The 18,437-nt window shown below is 31.0% G+C and carries 18 protein-coding genes and 1 other annotated feature; of the genes, 13 read left to right on the forward strand and 5 right to left on the reverse strand.

Annotation, left to right across the window (positions count from 1 at the left end; genetic code table 11):
• Nucleotides 1–26 precede the first annotated feature (26 nt).
• From ACFVR2_RS05760 to ACFVR2_RS05770, 3 genes are read left to right on the forward strand one after another with little or no spacing between them, the layout of a single operon-like run.
• Nucleotides 27–170, forward strand: a complete 144-nt coding sequence (locus tag ACFVR2_RS05760) for a PAS domain-containing protein (protein ID WP_387359678.1) — start codon at nt 27–29, stop codon at nt 168–170.
• Entirely contained in the window at nt 154–1,506 is a 1,353-nt protein-coding gene (locus ACFVR2_RS05765) for a diguanylate cyclase domain-containing protein (protein ID WP_387359680.1), read from the forward strand. Before ACFVR2_RS05760 ends, ACFVR2_RS05765 begins: the two co-directional genes overlap by 17 nt.
• Nucleotides 1,503–3,134, forward strand: a complete 1,632-nt coding sequence (locus tag ACFVR2_RS05770; protein ID WP_387359682.1) for a diguanylate cyclase — start codon at nt 1,503–1,505, stop codon at nt 3,132–3,134. Before ACFVR2_RS05765 ends, ACFVR2_RS05770 begins: the two co-directional genes overlap by 4 nt.
• A 30-nt stretch (nt 3,135–3,164) precedes the next feature.
• Here ACFVR2_RS05770 and ACFVR2_RS05775 read toward each other — a convergent pair whose 3' ends face one another.
• Nucleotides 3,165–3,674, reverse strand: coding sequence for a hypothetical protein (locus ACFVR2_RS05775; protein WP_387359684.1), 510 nt, complete (start codon nt 3,672–3,674; stop codon nt 3,165–3,167).
• Between the two features lie 149 nt (nt 3,675–3,823).
• Between ACFVR2_RS05775 and ACFVR2_RS05780 the strand changes: the two genes are divergently transcribed.
• Nucleotides 3,824–3,976 (forward strand): hypothetical protein, encoded by a 153-nt coding sequence (locus tag ACFVR2_RS05780; RefSeq protein WP_165347078.1) that lies wholly within the window; start codon nt 3,824–3,826, stop codon nt 3,974–3,976.
• Between the two features lie 65 nt (nt 3,977–4,041).
• On the opposite strand, the gene lysS is transcribed toward ACFVR2_RS05780, so the two are convergent.
• Nucleotides 4,042–5,610: a lysine--tRNA ligase gene (lysS, locus tag ACFVR2_RS05785; RefSeq protein ID WP_387359686.1), complete on the reverse strand. Its 1,569-nt coding sequence runs from the start codon at nt 5,608–5,610 to the stop codon at nt 4,042–4,044.
• Between the two features lie 73 nt (nt 5,611–5,683).
• Nucleotides 5,684–5,945, reverse strand: a binding site (T-box leader).
• A gap of 105 nt (nt 5,946–6,050) precedes the next feature.
• Between lysS and ACFVR2_RS05790 the strand changes: the two genes are divergently transcribed.
• From ACFVR2_RS05790 to ACFVR2_RS05810, 5 genes are all read left to right on the forward strand, one after another.
• On the forward strand, nt 6,051–6,698 hold the full coding sequence (locus ACFVR2_RS05790) for a DUF6944 family repetitive protein (RefSeq protein WP_387359688.1): 648 nt from the start codon (nt 6,051–6,053) through the stop codon (nt 6,696–6,698).
• 158 nt (nt 6,699–6,856) lie between these two features.
• A complete protein-coding gene (locus tag ACFVR2_RS05795; RefSeq protein ID WP_387359690.1) occupies nt 6,857–7,720 on the forward strand; it encodes a DegV family protein in 864 nt (287 codons plus the stop codon).
• 154 nt (nt 7,721–7,874) lie between these two features.
• Nucleotides 7,875–8,123, forward strand: coding sequence for a DUF3243 domain-containing protein (locus ACFVR2_RS05800; protein WP_098862265.1), 249 nt, complete (start codon nt 7,875–7,877; stop codon nt 8,121–8,123).
• Nucleotides 8,124–8,495: 372 nt separating this feature from the next.
• Complete coding sequence (locus tag ACFVR2_RS05805; protein ID WP_387359692.1) at nt 8,496–9,971, forward strand: MDR family MFS transporter; 1,476 nt, start codon at nt 8,496–8,498, stop codon at nt 9,969–9,971.
• A 215-nt stretch (nt 9,972–10,186) separates the two neighbouring features.
• Complete coding sequence (locus tag ACFVR2_RS05810) at nt 10,187–11,095, forward strand: SH3 domain-containing protein (RefSeq protein WP_387359694.1); 909 nt, start codon at nt 10,187–10,189, stop codon at nt 11,093–11,095.
• A 228-nt stretch (nt 11,096–11,323) separates the two neighbouring features.
• Here the strand turns inward: ACFVR2_RS05810 and ACFVR2_RS05815 are convergent, their stop codons facing one another.
• The 3 genes from ACFVR2_RS05815 to spxA form a co-directional block, all read right to left on the reverse strand.
• Nucleotides 11,324–11,659 carry an IDEAL domain-containing protein gene (locus ACFVR2_RS05815; protein ID WP_387359696.1) on the reverse strand — a complete coding sequence of 112 codons (336 nt, stop codon included), beginning with the start codon at nt 11,657–11,659 and terminating at the stop codon, nt 11,324–11,326.
• 130 nt (nt 11,660–11,789) lie between these two features.
• Nucleotides 11,790–12,203: an RrF2 family transcriptional regulator gene (locus ACFVR2_RS05820; RefSeq protein WP_387359698.1), complete on the reverse strand. Its 414-nt coding sequence runs from the start codon at nt 12,201–12,203 to the stop codon at nt 11,790–11,792.
• Between the two features lie 94 nt (nt 12,204–12,297).
• Nucleotides 12,298–12,693 carry a transcriptional regulator SpxA gene (gene spxA, locus ACFVR2_RS05825; protein WP_387359700.1) on the reverse strand — a complete coding sequence of 132 codons (396 nt, stop codon included), beginning with the start codon at nt 12,691–12,693 and terminating at the stop codon, nt 12,298–12,300.
• Between the two features lie 391 nt (nt 12,694–13,084).
• Here spxA and ACFVR2_RS05830 point away from each other — a divergent pair, with 391 nt between their 5' ends.
• From ACFVR2_RS05830 to ACFVR2_RS05845, 4 genes are all read left to right on the forward strand, one after another.
• The gene (locus tag ACFVR2_RS05830) at nt 13,085–13,591 is read left to right on the forward strand and encodes a GNAT family N-acetyltransferase (RefSeq protein ID WP_387359702.1); all 507 of its coding nucleotides are present in this window, start codon (nt 13,085–13,087) and stop codon (nt 13,589–13,591) included.
• Between the two features lie 61 nt (nt 13,592–13,652).
• Entirely contained in the window at nt 13,653–14,564 is a 912-nt protein-coding gene (locus tag ACFVR2_RS05835; protein WP_387359704.1) for a DMT family transporter, read from the forward strand.
• Nucleotides 14,565–14,779: 215 nt separating this feature from the next.
• The gene (locus ACFVR2_RS05840; protein ID WP_387359706.1) at nt 14,780–15,292 is read left to right on the forward strand and encodes a MarR family winged helix-turn-helix transcriptional regulator; all 513 of its coding nucleotides are present in this window, start codon (nt 14,780–14,782) and stop codon (nt 15,290–15,292) included.
• A gap of 20 nt (nt 15,293–15,312) precedes the next feature.
• Complete coding sequence (locus ACFVR2_RS05845) at nt 15,313–18,396, forward strand: MMPL family transporter (RefSeq protein WP_387359708.1); 3,084 nt, start codon at nt 15,313–15,315, stop codon at nt 18,394–18,396.
• The last annotated feature ends 41 nt before the right edge of the window (nt 18,397–18,437 follow it).

Consider the following 18,437-nt stretch of genomic DNA (forward strand, 5'->3'; position numbering starts at 1 on the left):
TTACTTCAGTAGAAGACCGTTATCGAATGTTTGTCGAAAATTCGTCTGATATTATTGTCGTAGTAGATTTGTCTGGTAAGATCGAATATACTTCACCTTCTGTTCAACCATTATTAAGTTATGAACAATCTGAATACGTAGTAAAAACAATTTTTGAATTTTTTAGATGAAGATGCAGATCCATCAAATATGAAGCAAGAGTTTATTAATCGTCAGGAATTTAAAAATAGCTCTCAGTTTAAAGTAAATATTGAACATAAACTTGGATATAAGGTTGTATTAGAATGTAAATGTGTACCGATCATCGATGAAAATGGTAAGGTTCAAAAATTAATGTATTTTGCACAGGATATCACCCAACAAACGCAAACTGAACGAAAATTTTTGGAAAGTGAAGAGCGATATCAAAAATTAGTGAAATCTTCACCTGAAACTACGTTGATTTATGGGTTGGATGGAAAAATACTATATAGTAACAATGCAGGATTACAGTTAATTGGTGCTACTAATATTAACCAAATAATCGGAAAATATGTAATTGAGTTTTTAACAAAAGAATCAATTGAAATTGCACAAAAAGATATAAAGAAAGTAGTATCTGGAGAAATTATTACGAATGAATATACTCTCACAAGACCAGATGGAGCAACTATTTTTACAGAAGCTTTAAGCTACTTAACAATTTTCCAAGGTATGGATGCTATACAAGTAGTTGCACGAAATATTACAGAACGTAAAAAAACCGCCGAAAAGCTTGAATACCTTGCTTATTACGATACGCTCACTGAATTAGGAATTCAAAATGCGTTATACAAACAAATTGAAATCGCTTTGTTGGAAAGTACAAGATTAAATCAAACGATGTCTATTTTGTTTATGGACCTTGACCGTTTTAAAAATATTAATGATACATTTGGTCACAGCTTTGGAGATAAGATGCTTCAAAAAGTTACTGAAAGATTAAAACTAAGCATGTGTAAAAATTGTGAAGTGTTTCGTCTCGATGGGGATAGTTTTGTAATTTTAATAAAAAATTCTGATTCAATACAGGCTGAAGAATTGGCTAAAAAGATTTTACAATCTTTCTCAAAACCATTAAAAATCGAAGAACGGAATATACATGTTTCATTTAGTATCGGCATTAGTATTTATCCTGAACATGCAGGAAATGTAGAGTCACTATTTCAAAATGCCGATACAGCGATGAATACTGTTAAAGAATCCGGGAAGAATGGCTATAATTTTCATACAAAACAAATCAAAGAAGTAAATGACCGAAAAATGGAAGCAATTTTTAGCGCGATTATTGATTTAGGCAATAAACTTGGATATGACATGGTACCAGAAGGAGTTGAAAATAAAGCACAAGTTGAATTTTTACAAATTCAAAATTGTAAATACGCACATGGTTATTTTTATAGTAAGCCATTACCTGTAGAGGATTTAGAAAATAAGTTTCATGACAAGCTGAAAAATTCCGGGTTTAATGGGAGTCGACCTTTATGAAACGTATACGATTATTGTTGGTCATTTTAGTATCAATCATTTTTGTAGGAAGTTCACTTTATTATTTTAATAAAACTGAAACAACTAAGTTCGAAAAAAGCTTTGATATTGATTATCGTAACATACAACATTATTCAAAAACAGGCACTGATTTCACTGAAGTTTTAAGGATCTATTCAAATGAATTTTTAAACAAAGATGAAAGTAATACTACTATGAAAGACACGATTTACATTCATTATGATCCGATAAAAAAAGAGTTCAATAGTGATTCGATCAAAGATACACTGTACGAAAATAAAAAAGGTAGTATTACGGGAATAGGAAAGCCAAATGATAATCCATTGAAATTTAAAGAGATTTTGTTGGCGGATCGATTGAATAACTATTTTTCAGAAATATACAGCTCGTATCCGGATATTACTTGGATTTACTATACAAGCATCTCTGGTTTTAATAATTTATATCCTTTTGTTCCGTCGAATGAATTTAAGTTTTCGAAAGATTTATTAAAAGAAGAAAGTACGACATTAGGAACAATCGAAACAAATCCATATCGCAAACCTTATTGGAGCCGTCCTTATTTGGACAAGGCAGGAAAAGGGATGATGGTAACAGTATCTTCACCTGTTGATTATAAACAACGATATGTTGGATCAATTTCAATTGATATTACCTTTGAAAATTTAAGTAGAGAATTAAATAAAGATTATACTGCGATTTTATCGGACAATGAGGGAAATATCATAGCTTCTTCAAATAAAGAATTTTTAACATCTGATAAAATCATAAATATGACTAAATTAGATAAAAAGTTTTCTAGAGGATCTTTAGCAAAAATAAATACAATGCAGAATGAAACACTCACTACTATTAACGGAATGAAAGTGCTTAAATGTGATTTTCCAGGTACGGACTGGACATTTTATTATATTTTAACAATCTCAGCTATGCTAAAAATAATTGGCATTAAGATTCTTCCAATTGTATTTATCACGATTCTTTTATTATGGATTACATGGATAGCAGAAAAAAGAATGGATGCTGAAAAAAAGTTAAAGGAACTTGTAAGTGATTTAGAATGCAAGAAAACGGAATTAGAAGATCTTTCATTAAAGGATCCTTTAACTGGAGTACTAAATCGAAGAGGGCTCCATGAATTGATCCTATCTGATTTAGAAAAAACAACTGAAACTGAATTAAACTGTTCATTTCTGATTTTTGATATAGATAATTTTAAAAAAATTAATGATCACTATGGGCATACAATTGGTGATTTTGTACTGAGTGAAAGCGCGAAGTTAATTAAAGAATTGATTCGTTCTAATGATTATTTAAGTCGATGGGGGGGAGAAGAATTTCTAATCGTATTACCTAATACTCCGTTTAATCAATCGAAAGAAATAGCAGAAAGGCTTAGATCTGCGATTGAGGAATATGAATATCATTATGAAAAACTAAACATACACATAACAATGACGTTTGGATTGGCGAGATTTAATCCTAAAAAAGGTGTAGTTGAGAGTATTAATCGTGCTGATAAGGCTATGTATGCAGGAAAACAAAACGGGAAAAATTGTGTTATTTGTTACGAAGATTTGAACGGTGAGAAACCTTCTAGTATATAGAAGGTTTTTCTTTTGTTAGAGTGCTCATTTTTAAAAATCATATAGATCTACAATTCGGTCAGCTGTTTGACGGTTTCTACATAATTTGTAAATATCATTAAAAAATCGTTCAACGTCAATAGTAGTTTTTGGAATTGGTATTTCTACTTGAAGTGAACCAAATACTTGTTTAAAATAAGCTTTTCGTTCTGCGTTTTTACCGTCCCGTTTTAATGGATTATATTTCCAAACTAAAGAAAATTGTCCATCTTGCTCACGAATTTCTCTTATTTCTGCAGCGGTTGTTGATTTATTTTCAACATATATGACTAAATAAAAATTTTCATTGCGATGCCAGTCGATTAATAGTAAATAATAGCTTTCTTCTTCGACTTTACTTAAATGAAAGGCAGAAACAATAGGTTTACCGTTTGTCCATTGTTGAAAATTTTGTAACGTATTGAAAGCTGTTGGTATTTCTTCAATCTTAAATAAAGAATTATTCGAAACCATCCAATTTTTAATCTGATTTGAAATACTGATTGCAAATTCTTTTTTCATCTTATACCTCTAACTTAATTAAGTCCTTTTCATCATCATATCATCAAAATCAGCCTAATAAAATTCTTCCTTGTAATAATCTACCATCTATAAGTTAAAGTTGAAATACTCATATTATTAATGATGATTTAACGAAGGAGGTTTTTATATTGGCAAGAGGTAAAAGCTTTAATCATAAGAAAAAAGGTCATGAACCAACTCATCCAAAAGGATCACTAGTCGCTCCTGAAGACCGTAAACATGAAGATCGAGAAGAAGACTATATAGTGACAGAAGAAGCATTTAAAAATCGCATTCAATAGAATCAATAAAAATGGACTCAGATTGTATATACCTGTGTCCATTTTTATTTTTACTACCTTATCTATTAGCCTTCGTTGAAGCTTAATAAGTTAATTAGTTGATTCTTATTCACTGCTTGAAACAACAATGGAATAGGCGGTCCACTTGTTCTATTTAAAACGAGTTGATAGATCATTGTGAAAAAAGATTTTTGGTTTGCTTTCATAACTTTTTTATCGTCATGATAACAAATCGAATATAATTCTTTCATTAATTCAGTTTGATCTTGGTACTCCTTATTTAATAAATAGTCACATAAATTTTTTAACCAATAGTGCTGTTCTTCAGTTAAAGAATGATAAAACTCAATAGCTTGTTTATCGTTTACAATGATATTTTTTTGTGGATTGTATTTTTTAATCCAATATTCAGCCATCTGACAAATTTTCTCTAATTCTCTGGCTGAGTAGGTTTCTCCATTATTAACAAATATTTCTTGTAATAGATCTACATTGTAGTTAACTAGGGGGAGAATGCTAGCGACATGATTATACTTTGGATATTTTTTATTAATTTTGGCGAGATGTGCAAATTCGACCGATTGACAAATATCTAGATCTTGTAAAGTTTGATCAATATAATTTGATTGATACCGTTCAAATTCTGAATAATTTTTAATCACATCTTCATCTAGACCAATATTAAATGCTGCTGTTGGTTTATATTTAGCAAACATAAAGAGAATAACTTCTGGTAAATAGATTTGCAATAACTCAGCTAAGGTTATTAAATTTCCAGAGGAGCTAGACATTTTTTGATTTTGACCTTTTATTCCAATAAACTCATATGGTGTATAATGAGGTGCATCATAGTCAAATATAGCTTTAGCAATTTCTTTTGAAACATTGTAACTACCAGTTTCAGATGAATGATCTCTTCCACCAGGTTCAAATACAACGTCTTCCTTCATCCATCTCATAGCCCAATCAATTTTCCAGTTTAATTTAATATTGTTTGCAACTTCTACAGATAATTGGTTTGAAAATCCACAATTACATTTATAATCTACTATTTTTCGTTCCTCATTGTAGCGAGTAATAGTAGTATCATCTTTTTCGCAGTTTTCACAATATAGAGTGATCGGGTAAAAATCATTACGTTCTCGTTCATTTGGAACACTTGTTTTGAACTTCATTAAAATATCATAAATTTCTTTTCTTTTTTCAATAGCGTGTATAATGTCAACATTGTATCTACCAGATTTGTATTCTTTGCTTTGGTAGATAAACTCAACTTCAATTCCTAGTTCAGATAAGGAATTTTCAAATTCCTTTTCAAAGTGTTCAGCGAATGTTGAGTGACAGCCAAATGGGTCAGGGATATTTGAATAGGCTTTACCTATAAAATGATGAAAAGTTGGATCAATATTATTCGGGACCTTCCTAAAACGATCAAAATCATCCCAAGAAAAGATAAATCTTGTTTTCTTACCTAAATTATTTAAAGCTTTCACAACAAAATAAGTTGTAATAATCTCACGAAAATTTCCAATATGAACCGACCCGGATGGGCTTATGCCAGATGCACATACATAAGTTTCTTTATTTGGATATTTTTCAATTAATTCATTTGCGATTTTAGTTGCCCAATGCATGTTTTCACCTCGAAATTATTTTATTTAACTTTCTAATTCCAATAAAAAAACTCCCACCCCCAAGATTTATCATCTTGAGGACGAGAGTTGTTAACTTCGTGGTACCACCTCAGTTTATTGATATGTTACCATACCAACCTTAATTAGGTACGGCACGAATGCTTATACCCTATCTCTATAACGGGAGAACCCGTCGTACCATCCCTAAAGTGAACTTTAGTTCCATACGAAGCTCCAAGTCTTTTTTCATAAAGTTCATTATTACTCCTTTTCAGCACTCCGGAGCTCTCTGTAAATAATTTTAGCTTTACTACTTTTCTCTTCATAGCTTTTAAGTTTCGAAATATTAATTGTTATTATATTAATCAAAACAATATTAATTGTCAATTAAATTTAAAGTTGAATAAACTGATTAATATGCTTCAATAGGTGGTGCCAAAATGAACGATTCTGGTGGGGATTTAGTATTAATAGGTGGATATTTTTTAATACTTGGAACATTAACTTCAGCTGTTGGTGTTTCAAGTAAAAAAATTATTAGTGAAGATTTTGGAAGAGATTTATTTGCTAAAGGTAATGCAATTGAAGCGTTTGGGAACTCCATTCAAGCAATCGGCAGAGAAAAATTGTATAAAAAGGAAAAACATGAATATGAATTAACAATCATGCTTGGTTCATGGATTCAAGCATCTGGTAACATTACAAATACAATTGCCACAACATTAGAACGTGAAGGCTTTGAGGAAGAAGGACATAAATTAAATGGCATTGGAAGTGTTATTCAAGCAATTGGTGCCCAAATTGAAACAACTGGAACATTAGATGAGGGGACTCAACTAGCAAAAATTGAAGCTTATGGTAATGAATTAATCGCTTTAGGGGCATTAATTGATGGAGTTGGTAATGCAGCATTGTTGAATGATAAAATTATTTTAGGAGAACATCTACTACTTGTTGGTAGTTGGGTTCAAGTTTTTGGAGCGATTTTAATTGTGTATGCTCTAATCAATATAAGAAGAGAAGAAGAAGAAAAAAATCATTCAGAATATCGGTATGGTTATTATCCGAATAAACAATTTGAATGGTAAATTGATATTTTGTTGTGAACAATACGAAAAAAAGAAGGTAAATGGTTTTAAATAGCTAATATTATTATTAAAATTAAATTAGAACATTTTATTTTTCTGTAAAAACATTTTGTGAGAAAATAGAATAAACCAATTTTTTGAAACAGAGGTATAATTAGATGAGTTTAAAAATAATAACGGATAGTGCGGCTGATTTGTCAAAGGAGATCATTGAACAATACAATATTGATGTCATTCCACTACGAGTATATTCAGAAGATGAAAAAGAATATTTTGATGGTTTAACATTGGATTCAAAGACTTTATTTAATGAAATGCGTAGTGGAAAAGTATTTAAAACGTCTCTTCCTTCGTATGAGTATATTTATAATACTTTCGTTAAATATGCAAAGGAAAATACATCATGTATTTATATTGCTTTTTCTTCTGAACTTTCAGGTACATATCAATCAGCAGTAATGGTAAAAAATGAGTTTGATGAGGAATTTCCTGATTTTGATCTAGAGATATTTGATACAAAAAGTGCATCAATCGGACAAGGGCTAATAGCTGTTAATGCTGCAAAGCTTGCGATGAATGGAGCTACAAAAGAAGAGGTTGTTAATAATATAAAACATAGCATTCAACATATTGAACATATCTTTACAGTAGATGACCTTCAATATTTGGTGCGTGGAGGTCGCTTGAGTAAAGTGGCTGGTTTTGTAGGCAATTTATTAAATATTAAACCTATATTACACGTTGAAGATGGAAAGTTAATTCCACTTGAAAAAATAAGAGGTTCTAAAAAATTGATAAAAAGAATTCTTGAAATTATGGAATCTCGTGGGACAAATTTATCAACTCAATTAATTGGTATTTCTCACGGTGACGATCTAGATAAAGCAATTGAAATTAAAAATGCTTTGGCGGAGACATTTGGATGTAAGGAATTTGTCATTAATTCAATCGGGTCTGCTATAGGTGCTCATGCAGGGCCTGGTACTTTAGCAATATTTTTTATGAACGAAAATAAAAACTAAAATGAATAAAAAAGCTAATTTCAGAAAATGAAATTAGCTTTTTGTTTTAATTTTCTGACAATATTACCCGGATAATAATTCATACATAATTACCTCATAAAAGGTAAATAGTATTTATGTAATCTTCAACAACTAATTTTATGAGGTGAAAACGATGTCAATTTTAGATAACTGGGATCAATGGAAAGATTTTTTAGGTGATCGTTTAGATGCAACAGGTGACAAAGGTGTTGGTGAAGGCGCTATTTCTGAAATGGCATATCGCTTAGGAAATTATTTAGCAAATGAAGTTGAACCAAAAAATGCTGAAGAACAAATTTTAAAAGACCTTTGGGAAGTTGCAGATGAACAAGAGCAACATACAATTGCTCATTTAATGATGAAGTATGTTAAAAATAAATAATTAAAATAAAGTGATTAAAAAATAGCCTTAGTGAATAGAATCATAAGGGCTATTTTTTATTTGTTTAATTGAAAGTTATTTGTAAACTTTCTGGTTGAAGAAGCTAAGTAGGTTTAGAAAAAATTAACAAAAATAATTAAAAATTAAACTTGAAATGGACATATAATTCACATATACTGTACTTATTGTAAGTACTGTTTTTAGGATAAGGACAATTACTATTTACATTTTATTTGTTTTTTTGTATGATAGACTTTCTATTCAAATTTCGCTTTTATCATAATATGGATTCTTGCACTAATAAATAGAATTGAAAATTTGAACGAATTTCAATACAGTTTTTCAAAATATATAGAAGAATGGGGATAATATATGAATAATCAGCAAAATTCGGCTGAAACGCCGTTTAGCGTAAAAACGATTATTGGTCCAATGATGGCCGTTATCGTAGGTATGATCATGGTTATTTTAGATAGTACGGTAGTAAACGTAGCGTTACCTGGGATTACCCACTACTTTAAATCTGATTTAACAAAAATGCAGTGGACGATTACAGGATATACATTGGCATTATCAGCTGTCATTCCACTTGCAGGCTGGATGTCTGATCGTTTTGGAGCTAAGAAAATTTTCTTATTAACGATTTTGTTTTTTACAATTGGTTCAGTTCTTTGTTCTTTAGCACAAACACCTGAACAGTTAATTTTATTCCGAGTAATACAAGGAGTAGGTGGAGGAATGGTTGCTCCAATCGGTATGGCAATTATCTTTAGATTAGCTCCTCCAGAAAAAATCGGATCAATTATGGGGATGCTTGGAATTCCAATGTTACTTGCACCTGCATTAGGTCCAGTTATCTCAGGATGGTTCGTAGAGTATTCTACTTGGCATTGGATTTTCCTAATTAATTTACCAATTGGTATTATTGCCATGATAATTGGTGCTAAATTTTTACCTAATTTTGAATCTAAATCAGTACCTGCTTTAGACGGATTAGGAATTATAATTGCTCCAATCGCTTTTTCAATGTTAGCTTACGGAGTTAGTCAAAGTTCAACAAGTTGGACTTCAAAAGGAACATTAACAGGTTTAATTGTTGGTGGAGTTGCATTATTACTTTTCATCTTTGTTGAGCTTCGCCTAAAACAACCTTTACTTGAGTTACGTGTATTTAAATCGTCTGATTTTGTTAGAAGTATTTTAATTACATGGATTATGCAAATTGCTTTATTCGGATCTTTCCTAATTGTTCCATTATTTTTACAAACAGTTAAACAATATGGGGCATTTGAAACGGGCTTAATTATGTTACCTCAAGCATTAGCATCGGCTTTAATGATGCCAATTGGTGGTAAAATGTATGATAAAGTTGGTGCTAGACCGATGGCGTTAGTTGGTTTAACAATTATCACATCTGCATTATTCATTTTCTCTAAAATTTCAGTAGACTCATCAAATACATTTATTATGTTAACACTTGCTATGATGGGTGCTGGAATGGGATTATCAATGATGCCGATTAATACACATGTATTACAATCTGCACCAAGACATTTAGTAAGTCGTGTAACTCCTTTAACTGCAGCTGCACAGCAAGTAATGGTATCATTTGCAGTAGCAGGTATGGCTGGATTTTTAACTTCTAGTACAAAGGATTATATGGCAAAAACAACGAATCCATTAAATGCTATGATTTCAGCGTTTGGTGATACTTTCTTACTTGCAGCAGGGATCGCATTAGTAGGAGCGTTGTTAGCAATTATCTTACGTAAACCAAAAGTGCAAGATGCAGATGCGTCAAAAGCAGATCTTGACGAGTCAAAATCTTCAATGATGGTAGGACACTAATAAATAAAAAAGAAGCCAAATTTAAAATTGGCTTCTTTTTTTGTCATTATTGATTATAATTTAAATAGTATCTAAAAAATTTTAATAATTTCTAAAATTTTAAGAAAAATGTTATAAAACTAATTGAATTGTAATGAAAATGTCCTTATTATGTAAGGTTAGTTATGTATAATAAAGGCTCGAATATAGTTTTACTTTACAATGGAGCTGATTTAATGATTAAAAGTATTTGCAAAACGACTTTAGCACTATCAATTTTAACTGGAGGTTTATTCTATGGAAATACTACTCCGGGTTCAATTAAGACTGTGGAAGCTGCGACGATAAGTGGTACAGTAACTGCATCAGTTTTAAATGTAAGAAGCGGTCCTAGTACTAGTTATACAGTAGTTGGGACACTTAAAAAGGGTGCGAAAGTTACGATAACAAGCACAAGTGGAACTTGGTATAAAATAAATAGTGGAACAAAAACTGGATGGGTTTCAAGTAAATATATTAAAAAATCCCCAACTACAGTTTCTGCCACGACCGTAAATAAAATGAAAACTTTAGGTACTTCAAAGCAATTAATCGTTGTGTCAGCAGAAAATGAAAGTACAAGAAATGTTTTAATTGAAACATTTGAAAAAAGCGGTACTAGTTGGAAAAAATTACATACATATTCAGGTGTGATCGGTAAAAACGGCATGATTAGTAGTAAGCATGAGGGGGATTATGAAACACCTGAAGGGAAATATACAATTACAACAGCATTCGGTAGATATACAAATCCAGGAACGAAAATGACATACCGTAAAATTACTTCAAATGATGTTTTTGTAGATGATTCAAATAGTAAATTATATAATACTTGGCAATTGGCATCAGAAAATAACGGTAGATGGAAAACTGCTGAAAAAATGAATATTACTCAATATGAATATGGATTTGTTATTAACTATAATACTGTGAGAACCCCAGGAAAAGGTAGTGCAATATTTTTTCACGTAGCTGGAACTTCAGGATATACTGCAGGCTGCACAGCTACATCTAAAACAAATGTAGTATCCATTTTAAAATGGTTAGATCCTGCAAAAAAACCACTAATTATTCAAACACCATTGAATAAATTAACCCAATATTAATATGATTTGAAACTGGTCAATGATTTGATCAGTTTTTTTATGTTTTAAACATAACTCGCAGGATTCATGATGATTAATTTTAAAGATGAACGTCTTGTTTATCGTTCGAGGAAGAGGTGTCTTATCAAAAAGGCTTTGTTAATTTTAAATGTTAAGATTTTTGAGCTAAAAAAAGGCTGTCTAAATAGACAACCTTTAGGAACTTTTATTACTTCTGTTTTATAAGTTTTATTTTACGCTATTAACAAGTTGCCTCATTGAGTTTAACTGTGAAGATAGCTCATTAAACCAATCCTCATCTCCCGTTGAGAGTGCCAAGTCAATTAGAAAGTGAATCTGTTCTTTGTTTGTCACTTTCGCATCAGGCATTTTTTTTACGTTTCTATTTAGCATTTGAATGGTCTTTCCAACAGTCGTTTTATTATCTGAAGTTATTACATTTACCTTTACTATTTCATCAAGAATAGTAAGTGATTCAACATAACCTATTACTAATTCTCCTTTCAGTGATATACCTTTAACCCAGTCACCTGTTTTTAAAATAGAATTATTATTTAAGTTCATTTTTTTCCACCTTCTTATTTAGAGTTACTTAGTTAAAAAACTTGTGATCATTACAGTACTTAGATTGAACTGTAATTTTTTTCATTACATTTCAGATAAAAGAAGGCTTAGCCTTCACTTTTTTAGCTGCTCACTTCTCACATTTGATATGATCGACAATGTCCTTAATAGTATATTGCTTTAAATATCCCCCAAGATGTTTTTCTGCACCTAAAAAAATATTAAAAAGAACATTTTGCATATTTGCCCCAACAACACACTTTTCATTTGATTCAGGGCACTTAGGTTGCAATGCCCCCTCAGAGGTGATCATATAAATGTCCCATAGATTTACTTCATTTAAATCTATGGCAAAAATAAATCCACCACCAGTGCCTTCCTTCGATTTTATAAATCCATGCTTTCTTAACAAACTAAGCACTTTACGAATACGAACTGGATGGACACAGGCACTCCCTGAAATTGCATCACTTGTTGACATCCGATCCGGCTGCAGCGCAAGATAAGTTAAACTATGAATGGCAAGAGTGAAATCACTATTCATGGTCTGCCTCCTAAAAATCGTTAATTTCTTTATATATTTCGTGATTTTATTTAGTACTGAAATACTATATGTTAAAAATTGAAATTTTTTATTATTAATTAGCTACTTTTTGTGACTTAATGTATGAAAATGTTCGTAGTTTACGAGGAAGAAAACTACGAATTTCTTCTTCATTATAACCAACTTGTAATCTTTTTTCGTCTAGGATTATAGGCAGGCGCAACATTTTGGGATTATTTATGATTAATTTATATAATTCATTAAGTGGGAGCGAATCTATATTAATATTTAATTCCTGAAACGTTTTTGATTTTTTCGATATAATCTCTTCAGTACCAGTTTCTGTCATGCGAAGAATCGATTTAATTTCCTCTAGTGTAAGTGATTCATTCATAATATTTTTCACACTATAATCTATATCATGTTCCTCTAGCCAAGCTTTTGCTTTACGACAAGATGTACAACTTGATGTTACATATAGATTCACCATTCTTTTACACACTCCTTATATTTAAAATGTAATAAAAAAAATTACAGTTGAGATAAAAAACGAGTAAAAATATATTATCTAATTAAACAAATTAGGTTGACTACCATACTCAATTTAAATGAGTATACTGTAATTTTATTATTTACAGTTAAAAGTGTCAACTATATTTTTTAGAGTTTAAATTATGGGGTGTGTTTTATACTTGTACGAAATACAAAAAAGAAATCTACAATAAGCAGAAGTTTTATTCAAATAAAAAAGAATCCTGCAATGAATTTCTAAGAAAGTTCGGATTAAAATACCAAAGTGCAAAAAATTATGTTTATTTTGAAATTTCTAAGTATAATAGAATGTACAATTATGATAAAAAGTGAATTTTTAGAGGTGGAATATGAGCAAACTAGAATTTTTTGAAATAGAGACTAGTCGATTAAAACTTCGAAGGTTTAAAGATGAAGATGTTAGCAACTTTTATAAATATCGTTCAAATCCAGATGTGGCGATTTATCAAGGTTGGGAGAATTATACATACGAACAAGCGATAAATTTTATAGAAAAACAAAAAACAGCTGAAATGAATATTCCTGATTCATGGGTTCAAGTAGCGATTGAACATAAAACGGATGGCCAACTAATAGGGGATATTGGCGTACATACTTTATTAGATCCTGCAAATCAAGTTGAAGTCGGCTTTACATTGGAGCCATTGTATCAAAATAAGGGATTTGCTTTTGAAGCATTACATGGAATATTAGATTATTTATTCAATGAATTAAACAAAGAAAAAATAAACGCAATCGCTGATGAGCAAAATTCATCCTCAATTCAATTATTAAGGAAGTTAGGATTTCAACAGATTAAAATAATAGAAAATTCTTATTTTAAAACCAATATGTAACCGAAATTATGTTTGAACTTTCGAAAAATGATTGGAATAAAAAGTAGGGGATGAGTTTTAAATGAATTTCTTTAAAGGAGCATTGTTTTTATCATTGGCCGCTAGTATTTGGGGGATGACCTATGTTGTTAGTAAAGTAGTATTAGATAGCATTTCTCCATGGTTATTACTTGAAATGAGATTTCTTTTAGCATTACTAACTTTAGGGATCATCAGTTTCTTCCAAAAAAGCTGGAAAATTAGTAAGAAAGATTTATTTCCAATCGCGCTAATTGCTTTAGTAGGCTATACTGGCTCCATTGGTTTTCAATTTATAGGTACGAAGCTTTCAGGAGCAGCAATGGGTTCATTAATTACTTCAGCTTCTCCGGCGTTAATTTCATTATTTGCATTTTTAATTTTAAAAGAAAAGATTAATAGCCGTAAGATTGTATCGTTAATTTTAGCTACAATTGGAGTAATTGTTGTAATTGGATTACCAAAAGGTGGTACAAATTTAGGAGCGTATTTCGGAAATCTCATTTTAGTAGGTGCTGCAATAACTTGGGCATTGTATACAGTCCTAAGTAAAGTTCAGACTAATAAATACTCATCATTAACCGTAACAACTTGGGCAACAGTATTTGGTGTAATTTTTACATTACCATTTACGATAATAGAACAAAGTAATCACATAACTGACTTACCATCAAATAGTTGGATTTGGATGGGAGTTATATTTTTAGGCACGATTTCTACAGCAGGAGCGTTTTATCTTTGGAACAAAGGGTTTGAATATATCGATACTTCCACAGGATCATTATTTTTCTTTTTACAACCATTAATAGGTACGATTTTTGGGTATTTTTTATTAAATGAAGAAATTAGTCCTTCATTTTTCATAGGAAGTATTCTTATTGTTGTAGCTGTGTATTTATCGATTAAAGAACCGAAGCAAAAGACGACGTACCAATATAACTCAAAAAAAGCATAATTCACATAAAAGTGGTTGAATAATCAACTGCTTTTTTTTATTGGATATCTTTCTTAAATAGTTGAATTTTAACAATTGGAGTAACTAATTTTAAGGGAATTAGCATTTATATTTATTTAAATTGACAAATGCGGTTAAGACAAATAATATAAATCTTGTGCGATACATCGTATAAGATGTATCGTGCAGGAAGTATTGTGTGTTGGAGGGATTAAATGGTAGAACGAGCTGAATTTATAAGTGAATCAATCGATTTTTTACAACGATTTTTAATGAAAAGTCTTCAAAAGCATTCAGAAGAACATGGCGTAACAATTCCACAAGCAAGAGTTATTGGTGAAGTGTATGCACATAAAACAATGAGCATAAAACAACTTTCTAAAAATTTAAAAATGACGCAAAGTACTGTATCAGATATCGTTGAACGTCTTACTACAAAGGGGCTTTTGTTGAAAACACCTAACCCTAAAGATAAACGATTCGTGGAAATTTCCTTACCAGATAATATTTCGGATGAAATAAATGGTAGTATTACTGAAATTGCAAATAAATCATTAAATAGTGCGTTAACTTTTTTGGATTCACATGAACAGGAGATTGTAGAACAAGGAATGAGATTATTAGTTACAGCTGTAAAAAAGAAGATGGAAACAGATGGAATGGATAATTATGAATTCTTTGATGTATTGTATTTTCTTGGTGAAGACAAAGGAAAAAAAGAGAAATAAATTAACGAGGAGGGGATTAAGTGAACAAAATCATTAAAGGTCGTTGGATTATATTTTCAATTTGGCTAATTGCAACAGTATTGTTAACAGTTCTTCAGCCTGACATAAATGCAATTCTGCGGAACAAGGGACAGGAAGGAGCGAATAGCGATTCACCTTCAGTAATGGCAGATCAAATCCTCAAAAAAATGGATACTGCTAAAGGAACGAATAATCTGATTGTTTTTTATGATAAAAATAAAATTTCAAATGATGAAATGGACAAAATTAGTGATGCTGTTAAAGGAATACGTGATAGCAGTAAAGAACTTAGGATTTCGGAAATCATTGATCCGTTTAGTATTCCAAATGCAAAAAGTTCACTAGTATCAAAAGATGGCACAACACTAATGGTGAGCTATAAGTTAGATAAGAACGGAAGAGAAATAGATGATATTAAAAAACAAATTGATAATAAGCTAAGTAAAGTACCAGTTGAATATTATCTAAGTGGTGAAGATTTTATCAATAACGATTATTTAAAGGCTTCGCAAGCGGGAGTCGAAAAAAGTGCTGCGCTGACAGTTATTTTTATTTTAGTCGTGCTTATTATTGCGTTTAGGTCAATCGTTACACCATTTGTATCATTGTTTGCGGTTGCATTTTCTTATCTCTGTTCTATGGGAATAGCTGCTCAATTAATCGATAAAGCTGGATTTCCAATTACTAGTCTTACTCAAATGCTACTAATACTTATTCTTTTTGGGATTGGTACAGATTATAACATACTCCTTTTTAATCGTTTTAAAGAGGAACTTTCACTTGGACATTCAGTTGATGAATCAATTGTAAACACTTATAAAACGGCTGGTAAAACAATTGCCTATAGTATTTTAACTGTGTTTATTGCGTTCCTTGCACTTGTATTTGCAGAATCTCCAATTTATAAATCGGGTGTTGTAGTTGTTATTGGCGTATGTATATTATTACTAGAAATATTAACGTTAACACCGTTTATTATGAAAGTTTTAGGGAAAAAGCTTTTCTGGCCATCTAAAAATGTTGGTGGACACAAAGAAAACAAGTTTTTTGGTAATTCATCTGCATTTGCAATAAAGAAACCGATCATCACAATTGTCGCAATACTTTTGATCTTATCTCCGATGGTTTATTTCCATCAAGAAAAGCTAAACTTTGATACAATTGGTGAACTTGGAAATAAATATCCTTCATCAAAAGGATTCAATATCGTTTCAGATCATTTTGGTAAAGGTCAGGCAATGCCTGCAACAGTCGTTATTGAAAATAACAAAGCGCTTGATAATAATCAATCACTTGGAGTAATTGATAATGTTACTGAAAGACTTAAGAAGATAAAGGGTGTTAAGCAAGTATCTTCGGTAACACAACCTGAAAGCAAACAAATTGATAGTTTTTATGTTGATAGCCAAATGGGTACAGTAACTGATGGTATTTCAAAAACACAAGATGGTGTTAACGAAATACATGACGGATTAAGTTTAGCCCAAGATAAACTAGGATCAGCGGATTTTTCAAAAGTTAGCCAAATGGTTGACGGAACAACAGAACTACAAAATGGTGTAACAGCGTTAAGTGGTGGTTTAAAACAAATTCAAGCAGGGATTGGTAATGGTTCTAGTAATTCTCAAACGATCTCTAGTGGTATAGCAACTATCGAATTGAATCTAAGAAAAATGAGTAGTGGTGTATCTTTATTAGCAAAAAATTATGAGAAAATGCAATCTGGTTATAAAGAATTAGGAACTCATTACCAAGAATCAGCACAAGCACTGCTTGGTCTTAAAGGCGCAATTTCTCAAATGCAATCGATGGTGACAGCACTAGGCAGTAGTTATTCGAATTCAAAAGATGATGTAAATTACCAATCATTAAAGCAAACAATTGATCAAACAGTTGCTTCTTTAAATCAAATTACTCCAGAAGGAATCAAGACTTTAAATGCTAATTATAATGCTGTAACTGCAGGTTTTGCTACTGCAAACAGTAATCTTTCTAGTATGAGTAATGGCTTAGATCAAATGGCTGATGGTTTGAAAAAACTTGAAAGTGGCTTAAACCAAGCATCATCAGGAATTGGAAAAATTGTAACAAATATGAATAAAGTATCAGATGGACTTGGTCAAATGAAAACGGGTCAGCAACAGCTAGTAGCTGGCATCAATGGATTTAGTACTTTTGGAGAAAAGCTTTCTGATGTAAACGGTGGTTTAGAGAAAATTTCTGACGGATTAGGAAAGACAAATGATTTCTTAACTCAGTTTAATTCTAATAAAACTTTCTTTATCCCAAAAGAAGCGTTAGCTGATGAGAACTTTAAAAAATCAATAGACATGTTTATGTCAAAAGATAAAAAGATTACAAAACTAACAATTGTTTTGGCGAATGATCCATATTCAAAAGAATCTTTAAATACGATCAACAAAATAAATTCAGCTGTTAAAAATGGGCTAAAAGGCACAGAACTTTCAAATGCAAAGTCAGGTGTTTCAGGTCCAAGTGCTACAACAAATGATATGAACAATATTTTGAGTAGTGACTTAAATAAAACAACAACAATCGTAATAATAGGGGTATTACTTGTATTATTCCTAGTGATAAAATCATTCTGGACACCAGTATTTATCACTGCATCACTTTTAGGAGCATACTATACAGCAATGTTTATGATTAACTATATTTTCATAGATTTGCTAGGGTATGAAGGAATTTCTTCTTTTGTTCCATTCTTCTCTTTCATCATTATAGTAGCTTTAGGAGTGGATTATAGTATTTTCCTAATGATGAGATTTAAGGAATATACTCATTTATCACCTAAAGAGGCGATCGTATTAGCATCTAAGCATACTGGTGGAGTAATTATTTCAGCGGTAATCATACTTGGAGGTACATTTGCTACACTAATGCCATCTGGAATCCTTTTATTGTTTGAATTAGCAATAGCGGTAATAACTGGCCTAGTAGTACTTTGCTTTATATTATTACCGATCTTTTTACCAGCAATGATTGCGTTGCCAGAAGCATTGGCTAATTTATTTTCAAGAAATAAGGGAGCTAATGTTGATACAGAAAAACATGTAATATAATAGAATAATAGATTTAATTGAAAAATGCCGACTTGCTATCC

The sequence above is a fragment of the Gottfriedia sp. NPDC057991 genome (assembly GCF_042886615.1).
Classification (GTDB): Bacteria; Bacillota; Bacilli; order Bacillales; family Bacillaceae_G; genus Gottfriedia.